Below are 16,837 nucleotides of genomic sequence, written 5' to 3'. Positions count from 1 at the left end.
TTTGTTGAAAAATATTTATTATAAGTGTGAAAAAGTTGAGGAAAAATCATTCTTTAGTTTTGTGTAATTAGCTTTGTTTTAGTATTTTAAAATAAATTTTTATTTAAATTTAATGTTAAGTTTTTCCTTTTTTGTTTGCAGAATAAATATAATGATTTAATTTTGCCCCCAAAATTTGGAGAGAAAATAATAGTTTAATTAAATTTTAAATTTTAGCATGAGAAAAATTATTACTTATTTTGTGGCTTTTTTTGCATTAGTCACAAGCACAAATTGTGTGAAAGGGATTGAGTATGATGACCTTAGGTTGAGTACAGAAAAAGGCTCACTTAGAGTGGGAGAGAAGGTAACTTTCAAGATTACCTCTGGTAGTGGAGAGTATGATGTGATGAGTGCTCAGGAAAACGTTGTAAAGGTCTCAAAAACAGAAACTGAAGTAACACTAACAGGAATTAGCAAAGGTGAGACAACAGTTAGTGTAGAGGATAAAGTTACTGGGCAAAAAATGGGAGTAAAAGTAACTGTACACAAGGCTTTGGAAGATCTTTTACTTGATAAATCAGAAATTAATGTAGCACCCAAAGAGTCTGGAATCTTGAATGTTAAGACAGGAAATGGTACGTATGAGCTAGCTGTAGCAAATACAAATATTGCAAAGGCTAATATTTCTGGTTCAAAAATAACAATATCTGCGGTAGCTATTGGTTCAACAACTTTAACTATTAAAGATAAAGAATCAAATAAAACTGCTCAAGTAAAAATTTCCGTAGTAGAGAAATTGGCTTTGAGCAAGTCAGAATTGCTAATAAAGTCAAATGGAGAAGAGGTTTTGTCTGTTATGGGAAGTGGTCACTATACTATAAAGAGTAGTGATGAGGCAATTGCCAAGGCGACTTTTTCCGCAAATAAACTTACAATTAAAACAGGAAAAGCAGGAACTACTACAATCAGTGTGACCGATGTAAAAACAGGAAGAGCTGCCGACGTTAAGGTTATTGTTATTGCAGATATATCTCTTTCAAAAAGAGAAGTTACTATTGAAAGAGGTAAAAATAATCAAGACGTAGTAATTAGTTCTGGTAGTGGAGAATATTCTATTTCTTCAGCTAATTCAAATGTAGCAACAGCATCTATCTCTGGAGGAAAATTGGTTATTAGAGGTGCTTCTCAAGGAACAACACAAATCCTCGTGAAAGATAGTAAAACAGGAAAAGTAGCAGAAGTAAGGGTGGTGGTGACCGTGGCAAATATTACCTTATCATCTTTGTCTACCACATTAAGAGCAACAGAGACTACAAATATAAATGTTTTGACAGGTAGTGGTAGCTACGAAGCAACATCAAGTAGTATTGCAGTTGCTACTACTTCTGTTAGTGGTAATAAAGTAGTTATCACAGGTAAGGCTATTGGATCAACAAAGGTTACTGTTAAAGATAAAATTACAGGTAAAGTAGCAGTTATTAATGTAAGTGTATCTGCAAAAAATAACATAAAATTGGCTCAAACGACTACAGAAATAAAGGTAGGTGTCACTAGAAATGTGGTAATTAGCTCAGGAAGTGGTAATTATGTTGCAGTTTCTGGAAATACTGGAGTAGTAACGGCAAATATTTCGGGGAATGTGTTGATTGTTAAGGGTATTAAGTCTGGGAATACAAATATAACAATTTCAAATGGTGTAGACAACCCTGCTGTTTTGAGTGTAAAGGTAGTAGCTCCAGCTCCTGCTGTTCCACCTACTTCTAAGGAGAAAGATTTGGGTGAGTTAGCTTTTGTTGAAGGAGGAACTTTTCAGATGGGTACACCTTCAAGAGGAGATGGAGATGAAATCTTACATACAGTAACTTTGAGTAGCTTTAAAATAAGTAAACACGAAATTACAAATGCTCAATATGCAAAGTTTTTGACCGCTAAAGGTAATCAAAGAGAGAATGGTGCAATATGGTATCAAGGAAAAGATATTGTTAAAGAAGGAAATAGTTTCAAAGCTAGGGCTGGTAGAGAAAATTATCCTGTCGTGTTTGTTACTTGGCATGGAGCAAAAGCCTATGCAGAATGGGTTGGTGGAAGTCTTCCAACCGAAGCACAATGGGAGTATGCAGCTCGTGGAGGAAACAAAAGCAAAGGATATACTTATTCAGGAAGTAATAATATTGGAGAAGTGGCTTGGTATTTGAATAACTCGGGAGAAAGACTTCATGAAGTTGGAACTAAAAAACCAAATGAATTAGGAATATATGATATGAGTGGTAATGTTTGGGAATGGACAGCTGATTTGTATGGAAGGTATCCTACAACGCCACAAACAGATCCAACTGGAGCAACTACAGGAACAAATCGTGTGAGACGAGGGGCTAGTGCTTTCTGTACTCCTAATACCAATCGTGCTACAAACCGAAGCAATCGTGCACCTAACGGAATTCGTCATAATCTTGGATTTAGAGTTGTGTTTAAATAGCATTTGAATATTTTCATTAAATAAAAAACATCTTTCATTATGAAAGATGTTTTTTATTTATAGGCTTTTTGAGTTTTGTTATTTCTCAGAGGTTTGAGCAATTTAATTTGAATTTATATGATTTACAATCCAACCATAAATTTAAGGAGAGGTTATATTAACGTAATAAAATAATTCTTTATTCTAATTGTGTATAAAGTGTCTAATTGTAGATTTGAAATTTAATTGTATTTTTCTTCACCTTTTGTAAACCATCTTCCAATTGTGACATAAAAAAGGGTTGTTATTTAAACAACCCTTTTTGAAATATATTTCTAATTCTTATTTCACACCGTGCATCCAACGGGTAATGAATGGCCCCATTAGGAATAACACTATACCACAACCAATGGCAATAAAGCCTAACATTGTGAATACAGAAAGTCCTTTATTAAGAGACTCCCCTTTGATGACGTTAACAATTGCCATTTCAGGAGATTTTTCAACTAAGCTCTCGTAGTCAGCAAAAGTAGCCACTTGAGTATTAACTTCGCTTCCTTTGAAAGAAAGAAATTCTTGTGAGGCAGATTTAATCATCTTTTGTTTTTTCATACCGCTGTAGTTTTCAGCCTCTTCTAGTGCCTCTTTGATTGTAACTACTGACTTAGCATATTGTTTTTGAGGATTTCTTTTGTTAATTTCATTTATAAAATCATCTGACACTAAAATAGCTTCAACAGATTGGTCTTCAAGTTTTGTTTTAAATTTATTCTCAGATAAAACTGCCTTTAAATCTTGGTCAATATCCGAATTTTGGAATGCACTACTTTCAACTATTGTTTTTTCGTTTACTGTAGTAAGTTTAGAGATGTGTTTTCCTCCTTGATGTGCAATGGATGAAGACAAAAACCAAATTCCCATCATAAAAGCCACCATATGCTTAGGTGAAAGTTTCGTTACTAATGACAAACCTACTGGTGAAAGCGTTAGTTCCCCAAGAGTGTGTAATAAATATAAGAAAACCATAAATATAGCTGGTACCATTCCTAATTTGGCGTAACTGCCACCAAATTTAAGCACTAAGAAACCAAGCCCAAGCAATAGCAATCCTGTTCCAAATTTGTATGGAGCTGCTGGCTCTTTATTCAAATTAGATAGTTTTATCCATATCCAAGAGAAAACGGGAGCAAAAAGCATTATAAACAATGGATTGAATGATTGGAAGAAAGTTGTTTTAATTTCTGTACCAAAAATTTCTTTATGTACGTTACGTGCTGTAAATAAGTTAAGTGCTGAACCCGCCAACTCGAAGAATGTCCAAAATATAGTCGTAAACAAAAGTAATAACACCACAACCCAAATACGTTGTTTGGCAACCACTTCCATTTTACTTGCTTGATATAATAAATAACCGATGATAATAGCAGCTAAACTCGCTAATAAAACATCTACAACATCATTATATTGAATTAAAATCCACGAAATTATAATTAGAACTACAATAGTAGCATAAGGAAGCATACTATTGGGGACGAAACTTACAACATTTTTAGTTGGTTTTTCATCAGGAGCTAATCCTACATTCTCAAAAATACTTGTTCTGCTGGCGAAGAAGAATATAATGTATCCCAATAACATTCCAATACCAGCTGTTAAGAATCCATATTGCCAACCTTCATTCTCCCCAATAGCACCACAAGTTAAAGGAGCTAAGAATGCACCCATATTGATTCCCATATAAAATAAAGTGAAGGCTCCGTCACGTCTTTTGTCTCCGTCAGCATAAAAACGACCAATCATTGAAGAGATATTCGGCTTGAAGAAACCATTTCCTACCACAAGTAAAGCTAACCCGATGAAGAAAGTAGTTTGATTATTCATAAACAAAGTAAATTGTCCCGCTGCCATTAATATAGCTCCGATAACAATTGCTTTGCGAAAACCGATGAGTTTATCAGCGAAGTATCCACCAAGTATTGGCGTGAGGTAAACTAATGCCCCATAAGCTCCGTAAATTCCGAAAGCTTTTGCATCATCAAACTGGAACCCGCCATCAATTAAGTTCGCAGTCATATAAAGGATAAGGAGTGCCCGCATACCATAGTAGCTGAAGCGTTCCCATAGTTCCACCATAAAAAGGGTAAAAAGGGCTTTAGGGTGAATTTTCCGGTTGGAGAAAATAACAAACCCTACCCACAGCGCGACTCCAAGCCACGCTATTAACATCAATTGATAATCTGGATTTAACATAGTATATTTATTATTATATTAATTCATTATTGTGGTTTTATATTTACGGAGTAAATGTAAAAAAAATATAGAATAAATCATTTTATTATTCATTATTTTACTCCTTTTTCTTTCAAAGCTCGATTGAGAGACTTCAATATAGAAAGACCTATCAGCGTGGCTATTAATAATAAACCGAAGTTTACCCAAAAGAATGTAGATTTGTGTTCGTATCCGTACCACATTCCGGCAAGTACACCCGAAAGTTTATTTCCAATGGCTGTCGACAAGAAAAATCCTCCCATCATAAGAGCTGTAATACGAGGCGGAGAAAGTTTTGACACTAATGAAAGCCCCATAGGTGATAGGCAAAGTTCTCCCAAAGTAATAACACCATAGGCAACAACTAACCATAATGCTGAAGCTTTCACCATTCCGTTGTCAGAAGCATATACAGCTGCTACCATCACAAGGCAACTCAATGCAGAAATGAACATTCCTAATACAATTTTTGCAGGAGTAGTTGGTTCGCTTCCTCTTTTACGTAAAAACATAAATAAACCTACTACTAAAGGTGTGAAAACAATTACCCAAAATGGATTAATTGATTGAAACAACTCCGGATTATATAAAAACACTTTCTGATTAGGGTTCTCAGTTAGTTTAGCTTTTTGTTCCTCTGGAATATTTCGGAAATAGATGTCTTTTCCTATTTCTTTCTTAGGCTTATCGTTTTCATCTTTCACAATTCTATATTCCGAATCGTACATAGTTATTTCCTTGTCTTGAAAATCTTTCACTTCAACAAGATAAATACTTTCCATAGGTTTCTCTATAGAGGTTGGCACACTTCGGTCAGTATAATATTTCGCCCACGTGGTAAGTACAGTTCCGTTTTGTTTGAAAACCGCCCAAAACATCAAACTTACTGCAAAGATTGCTAATAATGCACCAATAGGTTTTTTATCGCTCTGACTGGCACGTGCATATAATGAGAAATAAAAGAAAATTACTGGAATACAAGCAAAAATGAAAGCATCTGTACTATCACTTCCCAAAATGTTTCCTGGAATTACCCAACCAATCACACCCGTTATAATAGCTGGTAAAAATACCTTTACAAGAACTGAAGTAATGGTTGTATCGCCTTCCTGTACTGGTTTTAAAACGTTTGCGTGAATGATGTGTTTTCTTCCTAAGGTGAAGATAATCAATCCTAAGAACATTCCAACACCTGCAGTTATGAATGCTTCACTCCACCCAAATTTGTTACGCATAAAGGCAGCAATGATATTACAAATAAATGCACCAATATTAATTCCCATATAGAATATATTGTATCCTGCATCTTTGTTTTCTCGGTATGGCTCTTCAGAATAAAGATTTCCTAAGAGTGTAGAAATACTTGGTTTGAAGAATCCATTACCTACGATGATTAATCCCATTGAGGTGTAAAACATTGCAAGGTCTTGGAAGAGTCCTAAACCTATGTATCCCAATCCCATTAAACTTCCTCCAATGTAAATAGCTTTTACATATCCTAAAATTCTATCAGCTAAAAATCCTCCTAAAAAGGGAGTAAGATACGTAAGTGCAATGAATGTTCCAAAAATATCATAGGCATTTTTATCATCTATGGCAAGACCTCCTGTATTTTTAGGGTCAATCATATATAAAACAAAAATTCCGAGCATTAAATAATACCCAAAACGTTCCCACATTTCTGTGAAAAATAAATAAAATAGTCCCCTAGGGTGTTTTCTGTTATTCGTCATAGTATATAATATTCATTTTTATTTAATTATTCTTTATTTTTTAGTAAACTGAGTAAGTTTCAATTCTTTTCTTATAGTGATTCAATTTATATGACTTCTATAAATAGATTGCATTAAATTTTTTAACTTTTAGCAGCCTTTGCAAATTCATTCAGGTTATTGTATAAAGAAATCCACTCCCCAGCATCAAACATCAATGTGACGAAACTTAAAAATCTGCGTAAATCTCCTTCCAATTCCTTGCGTTGTTTTGTAGCAGAGGTTTGTTTACGAAGTTCCGCATTGGCTTGAGCTTGTTCGTTATAAAGTAATTTAAACGCTTCTTGTTTTGTTTTTAAATTCTCAAAAGCAATTTCAAGCGATAAGTTTTTTATGTACTTTTGATTGTCATCAGATGAAAGTGCTTCGATGATTTTTCCTATCCTGATGGTTTGTTCTCCGTACGAGAGTTGCTCTTTTTTAAGTTTATTTATTTGAAAATGATTGTAGAGTGCAATAGCATCATTAACATTAGGAGCAGAAGAAACACGCACGTAACCTGAAAGAAATATTTTCATATCTGAAAAAGCCTTTTCACGCTCTCTGTTTGCTTGAGCTACAGTGTTTCCTTTTCCGCTAAATGTTTTCTTTGAAACAACATCGTAATATTTTTGATATGAAATTTTTAATTTATTCATAAACAAATGTGTTTTTGCTTCATCAATGTTTGATTTTTCTACACATTCAATTACTCTTTCTGTAAGAGCAGCCAAATCTTTTGTTGATAATTTTCTGTAATTGACTTTCATTTTGTAAATATTTTAGTTATTATTTAGTTAATTGTTTAAATTTGTTTGTTGATATGGAACTTTTTATGTTTATTTCATAGAGTGTTATAAGTTTAATTTGCTATTTTAAACTAAATTCATCTTATAATTTTAATTTAATTTTATGTTTTATAATGTTTCTTCTAGTGAAATTAGTTTAAATAGTTTATTTTTGTTTATTGCATTAAGTGTATTTAGTTTAAACTACAATTATAAATTAATTTCTTTTGTGTAATAAGTTTATTTGAATTTATTTCTGTTTAAAATATTTTTTAGAATAATAGTTTTAATTTAGATATATTCAAATTTTAAAATGTTTTAATATCTCCACTTTTCAATAACTTCATCGCTAATAAATTCTGAAACGATTTCTTCAAGAATAGGTTCAAATTTTTCCCACTTTTCATCGGAAACATAATCCATTTGCTTGAAAATTAAGCATCCTTTTAAGTAATCACTGAAATCGTCAAACAATTTAGCTAAATAAGGATACGTGTCGTGGTCGAAATAATAAATTTCGTGCGTTTTTGTATGGAAACAGAACTTATTTCCATTACCTAAATAATCGCCGAACCACACTAAGTAAGGAAGAGCTTCTTTGTCTTCTTCGGAAAATTCAGAATCGTACTCATTATCTTCTCCCAAATATTCAACTAAATAACTTATACTGTCCAAATCAATAAGTTCTTCACCGATATCAGCTACTCCGAATGTTTTGTAAAAAAGTTTTAAGCTGTCAGGGAGTTTTGCTCTCAAACGCTTTTCAACTTCTTGGATTTCTTCTTCGGTAACTACTTCAGGAAGTTCATCTCCGTCGGCGGTCAGAATAAAACGCGTATTATTCTCCCAATTTTCATCTCCGATTTTATCAAACGGAATGATAACATCTTCCTTTTTGGTAATTTCAAACATAATATGCTGTTTTATCTATTCAATTCCTCTAAAATTTTATAACTTTTCAAGCAGATATTCCGTCATCTTTTGGTAAAGTTGTAATCTTGTGTATCCACCATAAATGCCGTGGTCTCTGTCTGGATATATCAACCAATCAAAATTCTTATTCAGTTGAACGAGTTTGTTAATCAACACCATTGCGTTTTGAACGTGTACATTGTCATCAGCTGTTCCGTGAATAAGTAAATAGTTTCCTTTAAGATTTTTAGCGTGTGTAAGGGGTGAATTATCATCATATCCGTAAGGGTTTTCTTGCGGAGTCTGCATAAATCGTTCTGTATAAATAGTATCATAGAAACGCCACGAAGTTACTGGAGCAACTGCAATGGCTGTTTTAAATACGTCACCAGCTTGAAACAAACAGTTCGAAGACATAAATCCGCCAAAGCTCCAACCCCAAATTCCGATGCGATTTGCATCAACGTACGATTGATTTGCAAAAAAACGTGCTGCAACTATTTGGTCTTCCACTTCATATTTTCCCAATTCCTTGTAAGTACATTTCTTGAAGTCACTACCTTTATATCCCGTTCCGCGTCCGTCCACACAAGCTACTAAATAACCTTGTTGCACTAAAAGAAAATGCCAAAAGTCGTTAGTATCAAGCCATTTGTTGCTGACTTCTTGTGAACCTGGTCCTGAATATTGATACATCAGTAACGGATATTTTTTATTAGGGTCAAAATCATTAGGTTTGATGATGTAAGCATTTAATTTTCCATTAGGAGAATCCAATTCAAAGAATTCTTTTTTAGCAAGACGATATTCTGAAATAACTTTTTCATATTCTGAATTATCTAAGATGTCTTTTATGATTTTCCCGTCCTTGCTATTATTAAGTGTATAGTGTGTTGGTTTTGTTACACTTGAAAATTCATTAATATATAACGAAAAGTCAGGACTAAATATAGCAGCGTTAGTTCCTTTATCAGCAGAAAGCTGTTTTTTGTTTTTTCCGTTGATTGAAATGCTATAAACACCTCTATTTATCGAACCATTTTCAGTAGATTGGTAGAAAATACGTTCAGTTTTAAAATCATATCCATAGAATTTAGTAACTTCCCAATTACCTTTTGTAATTTGTTTTTTCAATTTGCCATTTTTATCATAATGATAGATGTGATTAAATCCATCTTTCTCTGATGTAATTAAAAAACTATTGTCTTTTAAGAAAATTAGGTTATCTGTAATTTCTACATAAGTGTTGTTTTGTTCATTTACTACTGAATGAACTTGATGCGTCTGTGAGTTTATTAAATTTAGGTTGAAATTATTTTGATGTCTGTTGAGGGTTTGTACACTTAGGGTGTTTTTATCATTTGTCCACCGAATGCGAGGTATATAATAGTATAAATTATCTTGTGCATTGGGTGAAGTTTGTTTACTGAATTGTTTTTTATTCGTTGCAACGGGTGTGTTGAATATCTTTTGGGTCGAAATATCATAAATGTGCACTGAAACTTCTGAATTTGTCTGTCCAGCTTTTGGATATTTGAAAACTTGTTGTGTAGGGTAGAGTCCTATTCCATAAATGTCCATTGAAAACTCTGGAACTTGGCTTTCATCAAATCGAATGTAAGCTAATTTTGTTCCATCAGCGTTCCAATCAAATGCTCTCACAAAGCCGAATTCTTCTTCGTACACCCAATCAGTTATCCCATTGATGATTTTGTTTTTCTTTCCATCAAAAGTAATTTGCGTGGTTTTGTTGGTATTTATCTCGTAGATGTATAAATTGTTATCGTAGGCGTATGCGATTTTGTTTCCGTCTGGTGAAAAGGTTGGTTCTTGAATTTTATTTGTGCTAATTCGGATTCCTTTGTTTGTTTGTAAATTGTAAAGATAATAGTTTGCTACAAACGAATGTCGGTAAATTTGTTCAGACTCCGAAGCGATAAGTAACCATTTCTCATCAGGACTGAATGTATAATCATTGATGAACAACGAAAACTCGCTCTCATTTGAAGTGTCGAATAGTGTTTTTACCTTTTTGAGTGTAGTGAAATCATATAAATCAATTTGCTGTGAACCTGCTTCTCGGTTGTAATTTAGTGTTGTATACTGATTTGTATTCTTCATCGCCGATAGGTGAGATATCTGCTCGGGATAAAACACGCCCTTTGCCCAAATGTCTTCCAAAGTAATGGATTTGTTTTGAGCAACCAAAGCAGTTGAAAATATCAATAGAAATAATAGTATAAAACTAGAATAATTTTTCATTTTATTTTATATTAACGAATTAATCGGTCAATAATACTAATTTTTTTAATTCTATTCTAATTTTTTTAGTTATAAATATAACATTATTTGTGTTTTGTGTTGATATTTAATTGTTTATGAATTGTTAAATAAATTAAAAAAATATTTTGATTTTTTTAGATTTAGCTTTTATAAAAAAAATGTATCTTTGTGACTTCCGAGAATATGTAATCGAAATAGAAAAATAATTTCAATATGAGAAAAAAAATTGTAGCAGGAAATTGGAAAATGAACAATGACCTGAAAAAATCAACAGAATTGATAGCTGATTTATTAAAAAAATTACCTAAAACAGAAGCAGAAGTGATGGTAGCTCCTACTTTTGTGAATTTAATTCCCGCAACTGAAGCAGCAAAAGGAACTGCTGTTGAAGTGATTGCTCAAAATATGCATTTTGCTGAAAACGGAGCTTACACAGGTGAAATTTCAGCTGAAATGTTAAAAAGCATAGGCGTAAAAACTGTAATTTTAGGACATTCTGAGCGTCGTGCTTATTTTAACGAAACTGACGAGTCTTTGGCTAAAAAGGCAGACACAGCCTTGAAACATAATATCCGAATGGTATTTTGTATCGGAGAAGAATTGGCGGACAGAAAAGCAAATAATCATTTTAAAGTAGTTGAAAATCAGATTAAAAATGGATTGTTCCATTTGTCTGCTGATGCGTGGAAAAATATCGTTTTAGCCTACGAACCTGTTTGGGCAATTGGAACGGGCGAAACTGCTTCACCTGAACAAGCTCAGGAAATGCACGCGTTTATTCGTAAAACACTCGCTGATAAATACGGAAAAGAAGTAGCCGACAGCGTTTCAATTCTTTACGGAGGTAGCGTAAAACCTGATAATGCCAAAGAAATTTTTGCAAAAGCAGACGTTGATGGCGGACTTATTGGAGGAGCATCACTCAAAGCCGATGATTTTATCGCAATTATTAACGGAATTTAATTTTTTGAGAGAGAAGTAATCAGGTAATAGGCAATAGTTTTAAGTTAACAAGACCAAGATACAAGTGCTAAGTTTTCAAATACTTGGATTTTGGGATTTGAAATCTTAATATTTTGGAAAGCCTATTGCCTATTGCCTATTGCCTAAATATGTTACAAAACGATTTATTTTTAAGAGCCTTGAATGGCGAAACTGTGGAGCGTCCGCCAGTTTGGATGATGCGTCAAGCGGGTAGATATTTGCCAGAATTTAGGGCTTTACGCGATAAATATGATTTCTTTACGCGTTGCCGAGTTCCTGAATTAGCGGCGGAAATCACAGTGCAACCCATTGATATTGTGGGAACTGATGCTGCTATTTTGTTTTCAGATATTTTGGTTGTTCCACAAGCGATGAATATTGAAGTGGAGATGAAATCAGGGGTAGGACCTTGGCTTCCTAATCCGATTCGTTCTGCTAAAGATGTTGAAAATGTTATAGTTCCTGATATTCACGAAACTTTAGGATACGTGATGGAGGGCATTAAGCTTACCAAACAAATGCTTGACAATCGTGTGCCTCTTATTGGGTTTGCAGGGTCTCCTTGGACGATTTTCTGTTATGCCGTAGAAGGGAAAGGTTCGCGTGACTTCAACATTGCCAAGGAGTTATGTTTTACAGATTCACAAACGGCACACAAATTGTTGCAAAAAATTACGGATACGACCATTTTGTATCTGAAAGAAAAAGTGAAAGCAGGGGTTGATGCGGTACAAATTTTCGATAGTTGGGGAGGTGTACTTTCTCCTATTGATTATCAGGAGTTTTCGTGGAAATATATCAACCAGATTGTGGAAGCGTTAGCACCACTTACTAAAGTGATTGTTTTTGGAAAAGGCTGTTGGTTTGCCCTTCCTGAAATGGCAAAATCGAAAGCTTCTGCCCTTGGTGTGGATTGGACGTGTACTCCGAAAATAGCTCGAGAACTTACGGGAGGAAAAATTACGTTGCAAGGAAATTTTGACCCTTCACGATTACTCTCTCCGCCTTCAGAAATCAAAAGAATGGTACATCAAATGATTGACGATTTTGGGAAAGACAATTACATCGTCAATTTAGGACACGGAATTCCACCAAACATTCCTGTTGAAAATGCAAAAGCTTTTGTAGAGACGGTAAAAAGTTACAAGTCTTTTTAGAATAATTTTTTACTATATCTACTTTGAAAATGATTTGAAGTTTGGAATATTGAAATATTTTTATATTACTTAATTAGAATCAAATCAATAAAGTTGGAAATTTTGTAGAAAAAAGCCAAAAAGCTCTATTTTTTTAGAGAATTTTTGGCTAATTTTTATTGTTTCTTCAATACTTCAAAAAGCATTTTCCTTGCTCTAAGCAAAGTTACTTTTACATTACTATGAGACATACCCGTAGTTTCAGCAATTTCTTTGTAAGATTTTTCCTGCAAATATCGCAATTGAATAGTTGTTCGATAAGGTTCTTTTAACTTTTTGATACATAAGAGCAATCGGTTTAAGTTTTGCTCCATAATTAGGTTGTCCTCAGCAGTAGGCGATTCATCTGCAATGGTGTTGGCTTCCTTTTCCTCAGATGATGAATGCGTAACTTTTTGTTGTTGGCTTCTAATCATATCAACGTGAACATTTTTGGAAATAGCTATGATCCACGTTTTGAAAGAGAACTCTTCATTGTATGTATTGATTTTATCAAAAGCCTTCGCAAATGTTTGAATAACAACATCTTCTACATCATTTTCGTCTCCGATACGCTTTTGCTGAAAGTTGTAAACATCTGTCCAAAATTCATCAAGTAAGTAGCTGAAAGCCTTCTGATTGCCTTCTTTTGCTTCCTTAATTTTTTTGGATAATATTTCCTGATTGTTCAAAATTCTCTGACTTTATTTCTTACAATCTTGCTCATCAGGCATTTTCCCACAGAAACCACAAGGTTCGCCCGTTTTATTCAAATGTGGACTTTGACTAGCACAAGTTCCTGCAAATTTTCCTCCTTTTTTAGCCCAAATTTTAATGGCAATTCCTATAAAACATAAGGCCAAAATTCCGATGGTTAATAATACTAATTTCATTATATCTTACTCATTGATTTTTAGTGAATTATTTCAAGTCATAAAGCGAATTTACCGCCACGACACGTTCTACCGTAAATCCTTCTGCAAAATCCACGCCAATTAGTCGACCCAAGTCCCTCGCTCGATAAGTTACACTATCCAGAAAGTTTTTGTCAGAAATTGGGGTGTTTGGCTCGTTGCTGTTTGCGTCGTAAAACTGGGTTTTGTATGCCAAAACCGAAGCCAGCTTTTTATCCATAAACTCAGAAATATCTACCACAAAATCAGGTTGAATATTTTTCCATTGGATATAGTGGTAAACAACTTTAGGACGCCACGCTTTTTGCTTTTCTCCTTTTAATTCAGTTTCGATTTTTCGAAGTCCGCTTAAAAAACAGGCATCACTGACCAATTTACTTCCTTTTGCGTGGTCGATATGGCGGTCGTCAATAGTGTTACAAAGCACAATATCAGGACGATATTTTCTGATTACTTTAATGATTTCCAACTGATGAGTCTTATCATTTACAAAAAATCCGTCAGCAAATTTTAAATTTTCACGAACCTCAACACCCAAAATTTTGGCTCCTTCTCGGGCTTCTTCTTTTCGGGTTTCGGCAGTGCCTCGCGTACCTAATTCGCCCTGTGTCAGGTCAATAATTCCTACTTTTTTGCCCGAAGCCACTTCTTTTGCAATTGTTCCCGAACAACCTAATTCCACGTCATCGGGGTGAGCTCCAAAGGCTAAAATATCTAATTTTAAACTCATATTATTTTTGGTTGTGTTATGAAAAGTATGTTTTTAATGTCAGGCTTCGACTTCGCTCAATTTGAAAAAAAATTATCATACTTTTTTGAGCCACTTCTTTATTTTTCAATCCAATCAATAATTTCTTTACCTTGAGGTGAGGTTTTTGGAGCGATTATTTTTTCCAATTTTCCGTCTGCTCCGATAAGATATTTTTGAAAATTCCATTGTACCTCAGAATCTTCAAATCCATTTAATTTTTTAGAAGTCAAGAATTTATATAAAGGATGTGTATCTTCTCCTTTTACAGAAATTTTTTCCATCATTGGAAAGCTTACACCATAGTTAATTTTACAAAATTCTGCAATTTCATTATTGCTACCAGGCTCTTGCGATTTAAAATTATTAGCAGGAAATCCAATGATAATGAAGTTGTTATCTTTATATTTTTGATACAAAGCCTCCAATCCTTCGTACTGAGGAGTCAGCCCACACTTCGAAGCGGTGTTCACAATCATTACCTTTTTGCCTTTCAATTGAGAAAGAGCAAAATCATCTCCGTATATATCTTTCACAACAAATTGATATATAGTATTTTCTGTTTTTTGTTGTGCATTTGAAAATCCGAATATGCACAAAGCCAATATTGTAACTAATTTATTCATATTTATTTTATTGATTTATAGTGAATTAATAACTTCTCTTGCTTTTTTTGTAACTTCCGATGCAGGATTTTGAGGTAAGGTATTTTCATCGAAAAGTTGCAAAACATTCTCTATTTTTTTGAGTGCTTCAGTGTTCTGTTTTTGGTGAAATTCCTCACGTAAAATATTTACTTTTTCATAAAATTGGATACCTTCTACCATTCGCTCAAAACGTACAGAACTTCTTCCCATTGGATAAATCAGATAAGTATCTCCTGCCGCCCAAGCTCTAAAACGGCTGTCTAACAAAGGTTCTGACGTCCAGCTGTTTAATGCCCAACGCAAATATCCGTCCAGATTATCTTTCGCGGCATACCACGCTAACCATTCACTTTCAGCGGGTTTACTAAAAGTAAAAGTATTTGGGTAAGGTTCTGTACAACAAGTATAATAGGTGGTTACTTTGCCCTGTTGTTGCCTTTTTTCGAGGACTTTTTGTTCGTATTTGGTGCTTAACGGAACGCAATAATCGTCGAGGTAAGGCTCTAACTCCTGATGCCAATCACCCGCCAGAGATATTTTGAAGTTAGGGTCAGCGTTCTTGATGATTTTCAATACTTTCTGCATTACTTCTTTGGGGCGTTCGTCCATTGAAATGTACGTTTTTTCAAACCAACCTTTTGTTTTCAGATGTTTCGCAAAGGCGGTGAGCATTGCTGTCCACATTGTTTCATATTCAGGCTCTCCTGGTTGTGTTTTAATGACTTGTAATTGATTTGTAGTTTGGTTGAAGTATTGAAATGACAATTTCCAAGGAACCATTGAATAACAATTGATTTGCTTGGTTATTCCCATTTCGCGCATAAATTCAACCCATTTGTCAAATACTGCAAAATCAAAGTGCCACGAGCCATCTAACTTCTTCATCCACATTACCATAGAATTGAAAGGGTCTTGTGTTTGTCCGCCCCAAGGTTCGTACATTATGGAAGCTGTTATGGATTTTCCACCTGCATCGGCATATGGTTTCATTTCTCTTTTCAGATGTTCGAAATGAGCTTCTGACCAAGGCGTTACGCCAAAATAACGAGCCACAGCATACGGATTTTGCCATAAATCCAAATGAAATTTCCAGTCTTTCGGTTGTGGTAAAGTACGTTGTAAAACCTGAACTTCAAAAGGTAATTTTTTGAGAATTTTTGTTTTGTTTTTCAGAGTTACAAAACCTTTATAATTACCTGTCTTCGTATTTTGAGGTATTTGCAGTTTTAGCCAAATACCACGAGATGAGTGTTTTGCAATTTCTATTTTTTTTGTGTGATGATCAAGAGCATCAGCGATGAGGGTAGAATCAAAATCAGTGGGTTTACGATATCCGCAACCTCCTTTACCATCTTTGTTGAGTTCGTCGGTCATTACATAACGCACAAAAGCCGTTTGAAAATGCTCTTTGCTAATTTTGTTTTTACCGCTTTTTAAATCTGAAACCTCTACGGATATTTCTATATTCTTATCTGCATTTGAAATACCTATTTGAGCAGAAATACGTTCTCCTTTCCAAGCTTTTAGGCGTTTGGTTGTTTCCAGATGAAGAATAGGTTCCTCTTTTTTATAGCGAATATCTGTTGTTCCCCAACCTATATGGATTCCTTTTATTGAACTCCAATTTTGTAAATTAGTAGCCACAGGATTAGGCAATTCCATATATTTTTCAGTAGTAAGTATCTCTTGCTTAGTATTTAAGCCTAAATCTGTGATTTCTTCTTGGTTTTGTGAAAAACCTATCAATCCTGTTAAGTATAACAAGATGAATATCTTTGATTTCATTCTTTTTCAAGTTCTTAATCGACTGCAAATTTAAGTAAAAAAACAAAAGAAACAAGAATCATTCGGATACGATTACTATCTAAGTTTATGTGAAAAGAAAAAAGCCCATTAAAAAATGGGCTCTCAAGCTTAAAACTAACTA

General features: G+C 34.1%; 13 protein-coding genes. 3 read left to right on the top strand and 10 right to left on the bottom strand.

What is annotated here, in order from left to right:
- The first annotated feature begins 217 nt into the window (after positions 1-217).
- The gene (locus CGC48_RS03115; RefSeq protein ID WP_111995080.1) at positions 218-2,458 is read left to right on the top strand and encodes a formylglycine-generating enzyme family protein; all 2,241 of its coding nucleotides are present in this window, start codon (positions 218-220) and stop codon (positions 2,456-2,458) included.
- 321 nt (positions 2,459-2,779) lie between these two features.
- Here the strand turns inward: CGC48_RS03115 and CGC48_RS03110 are convergent, their stop codons facing one another.
- The 5 genes from CGC48_RS03110 to CGC48_RS03090 all read right to left on the bottom strand — a co-directional run bounded on the left by CGC48_RS03110 (position 2,780) and on the right by CGC48_RS03090 (position 10,421).
- Entirely contained in the window at positions 2,780-4,687 is a 1,908-nt protein-coding gene (locus tag CGC48_RS03110; RefSeq protein ID WP_098028436.1) for a peptide MFS transporter, read from the bottom strand.
- Between the two features lie 92 nt (positions 4,688-4,779).
- Positions 4,780-6,441, bottom strand: a complete 1,662-nt coding sequence (locus CGC48_RS03105; protein ID WP_098028435.1) for a peptide MFS transporter — start codon at positions 6,439-6,441, stop codon at positions 4,780-4,782.
- 122 nt (positions 6,442-6,563) lie between these two features.
- Positions 6,564-7,229 (bottom strand): DUF6261 family protein, encoded by a 666-nt coding sequence (locus CGC48_RS03100; RefSeq protein ID WP_098028434.1) that lies wholly within the window; start codon positions 7,227-7,229, stop codon positions 6,564-6,566.
- A gap of 336 nt (positions 7,230-7,565) precedes the next feature.
- The gene (locus CGC48_RS03095) at positions 7,566-8,159 is read right to left on the bottom strand and encodes an SMI1/KNR4 family protein (protein WP_098028433.1); all 594 of its coding nucleotides are present in this window, start codon (positions 8,157-8,159) and stop codon (positions 7,566-7,568) included.
- Between the two features lie 36 nt (positions 8,160-8,195).
- Positions 8,196-10,421, bottom strand: coding sequence for a S9 family peptidase (locus tag CGC48_RS03090; protein WP_098028432.1), 2,226 nt, complete (start codon positions 10,419-10,421; stop codon positions 8,196-8,198).
- Between the two features lie 234 nt (positions 10,422-10,655).
- Between CGC48_RS03090 and tpiA the strand changes: the two genes are divergently transcribed.
- Together tpiA and hemE are read left to right on the top strand one after the other, a co-directional pair.
- Positions 10,656-11,405: a triose-phosphate isomerase gene (tpiA, locus tag CGC48_RS03085; protein ID WP_013998166.1), complete on the top strand. Its 750-nt coding sequence runs from the start codon at positions 10,656-10,658 to the stop codon at positions 11,403-11,405.
- Positions 11,406-11,554: 149 nt separating this feature from the next.
- On the top strand, positions 11,555-12,583 hold the full coding sequence (gene hemE, locus CGC48_RS03080; protein ID WP_098028431.1) for a uroporphyrinogen decarboxylase: 1,029 nt from the start codon (positions 11,555-11,557) through the stop codon (positions 12,581-12,583).
- 155 nt (positions 12,584-12,738) lie between these two features.
- On the opposite strand, the gene CGC48_RS03075 is transcribed toward hemE, so the two are convergent.
- From CGC48_RS03075 to CGC48_RS03055, 5 genes are all read right to left on the bottom strand, one after another.
- The gene (locus tag CGC48_RS03075) at positions 12,739-13,293 is read right to left on the bottom strand and encodes an RNA polymerase sigma factor (RefSeq protein ID WP_098028430.1); all 555 of its coding nucleotides are present in this window, start codon (positions 13,291-13,293) and stop codon (positions 12,739-12,741) included.
- Positions 13,294-13,305: 12 nt separating this feature from the next.
- Positions 13,306-13,494: a hypothetical protein gene (locus CGC48_RS03070; protein ID WP_013997672.1), complete on the bottom strand. Its 189-nt coding sequence runs from the start codon at positions 13,492-13,494 to the stop codon at positions 13,306-13,308.
- 28 nt (positions 13,495-13,522) lie between these two features.
- Complete coding sequence (bshB1, locus tag CGC48_RS03065; RefSeq protein ID WP_098028429.1) at positions 13,523-14,245, bottom strand: bacillithiol biosynthesis deacetylase BshB1; 723 nt, start codon at positions 14,243-14,245, stop codon at positions 13,523-13,525.
- Positions 14,246-14,343: 98 nt separating this feature from the next.
- On the bottom strand, positions 14,344-14,889 hold the full coding sequence (locus CGC48_RS03060) for a glutathione peroxidase (protein ID WP_098028428.1): 546 nt from the start codon (positions 14,887-14,889) through the stop codon (positions 14,344-14,346).
- A 15-nt stretch (positions 14,890-14,904) separates the two neighbouring features.
- The gene (locus CGC48_RS03055) at positions 14,905-16,695 is read right to left on the bottom strand and encodes a DUF4091 domain-containing protein (protein WP_098028427.1); all 1,791 of its coding nucleotides are present in this window, start codon (positions 16,693-16,695) and stop codon (positions 14,905-14,907) included.
- Between the last annotated feature and the right edge of the window lie 142 nt (positions 16,696-16,837).

This window comes from Capnocytophaga cynodegmi (assembly GCF_002302475.1).
GTDB classification, from domain to species: domain Bacteria; phylum Bacteroidota; class Bacteroidia; order Flavobacteriales; family Flavobacteriaceae; genus Capnocytophaga; species Capnocytophaga cynodegmi.
The sequence above is the reverse complement of the archived record's forward strand: the minus strand, read 5'-3'. Positions and strand labels throughout refer to the sequence as shown.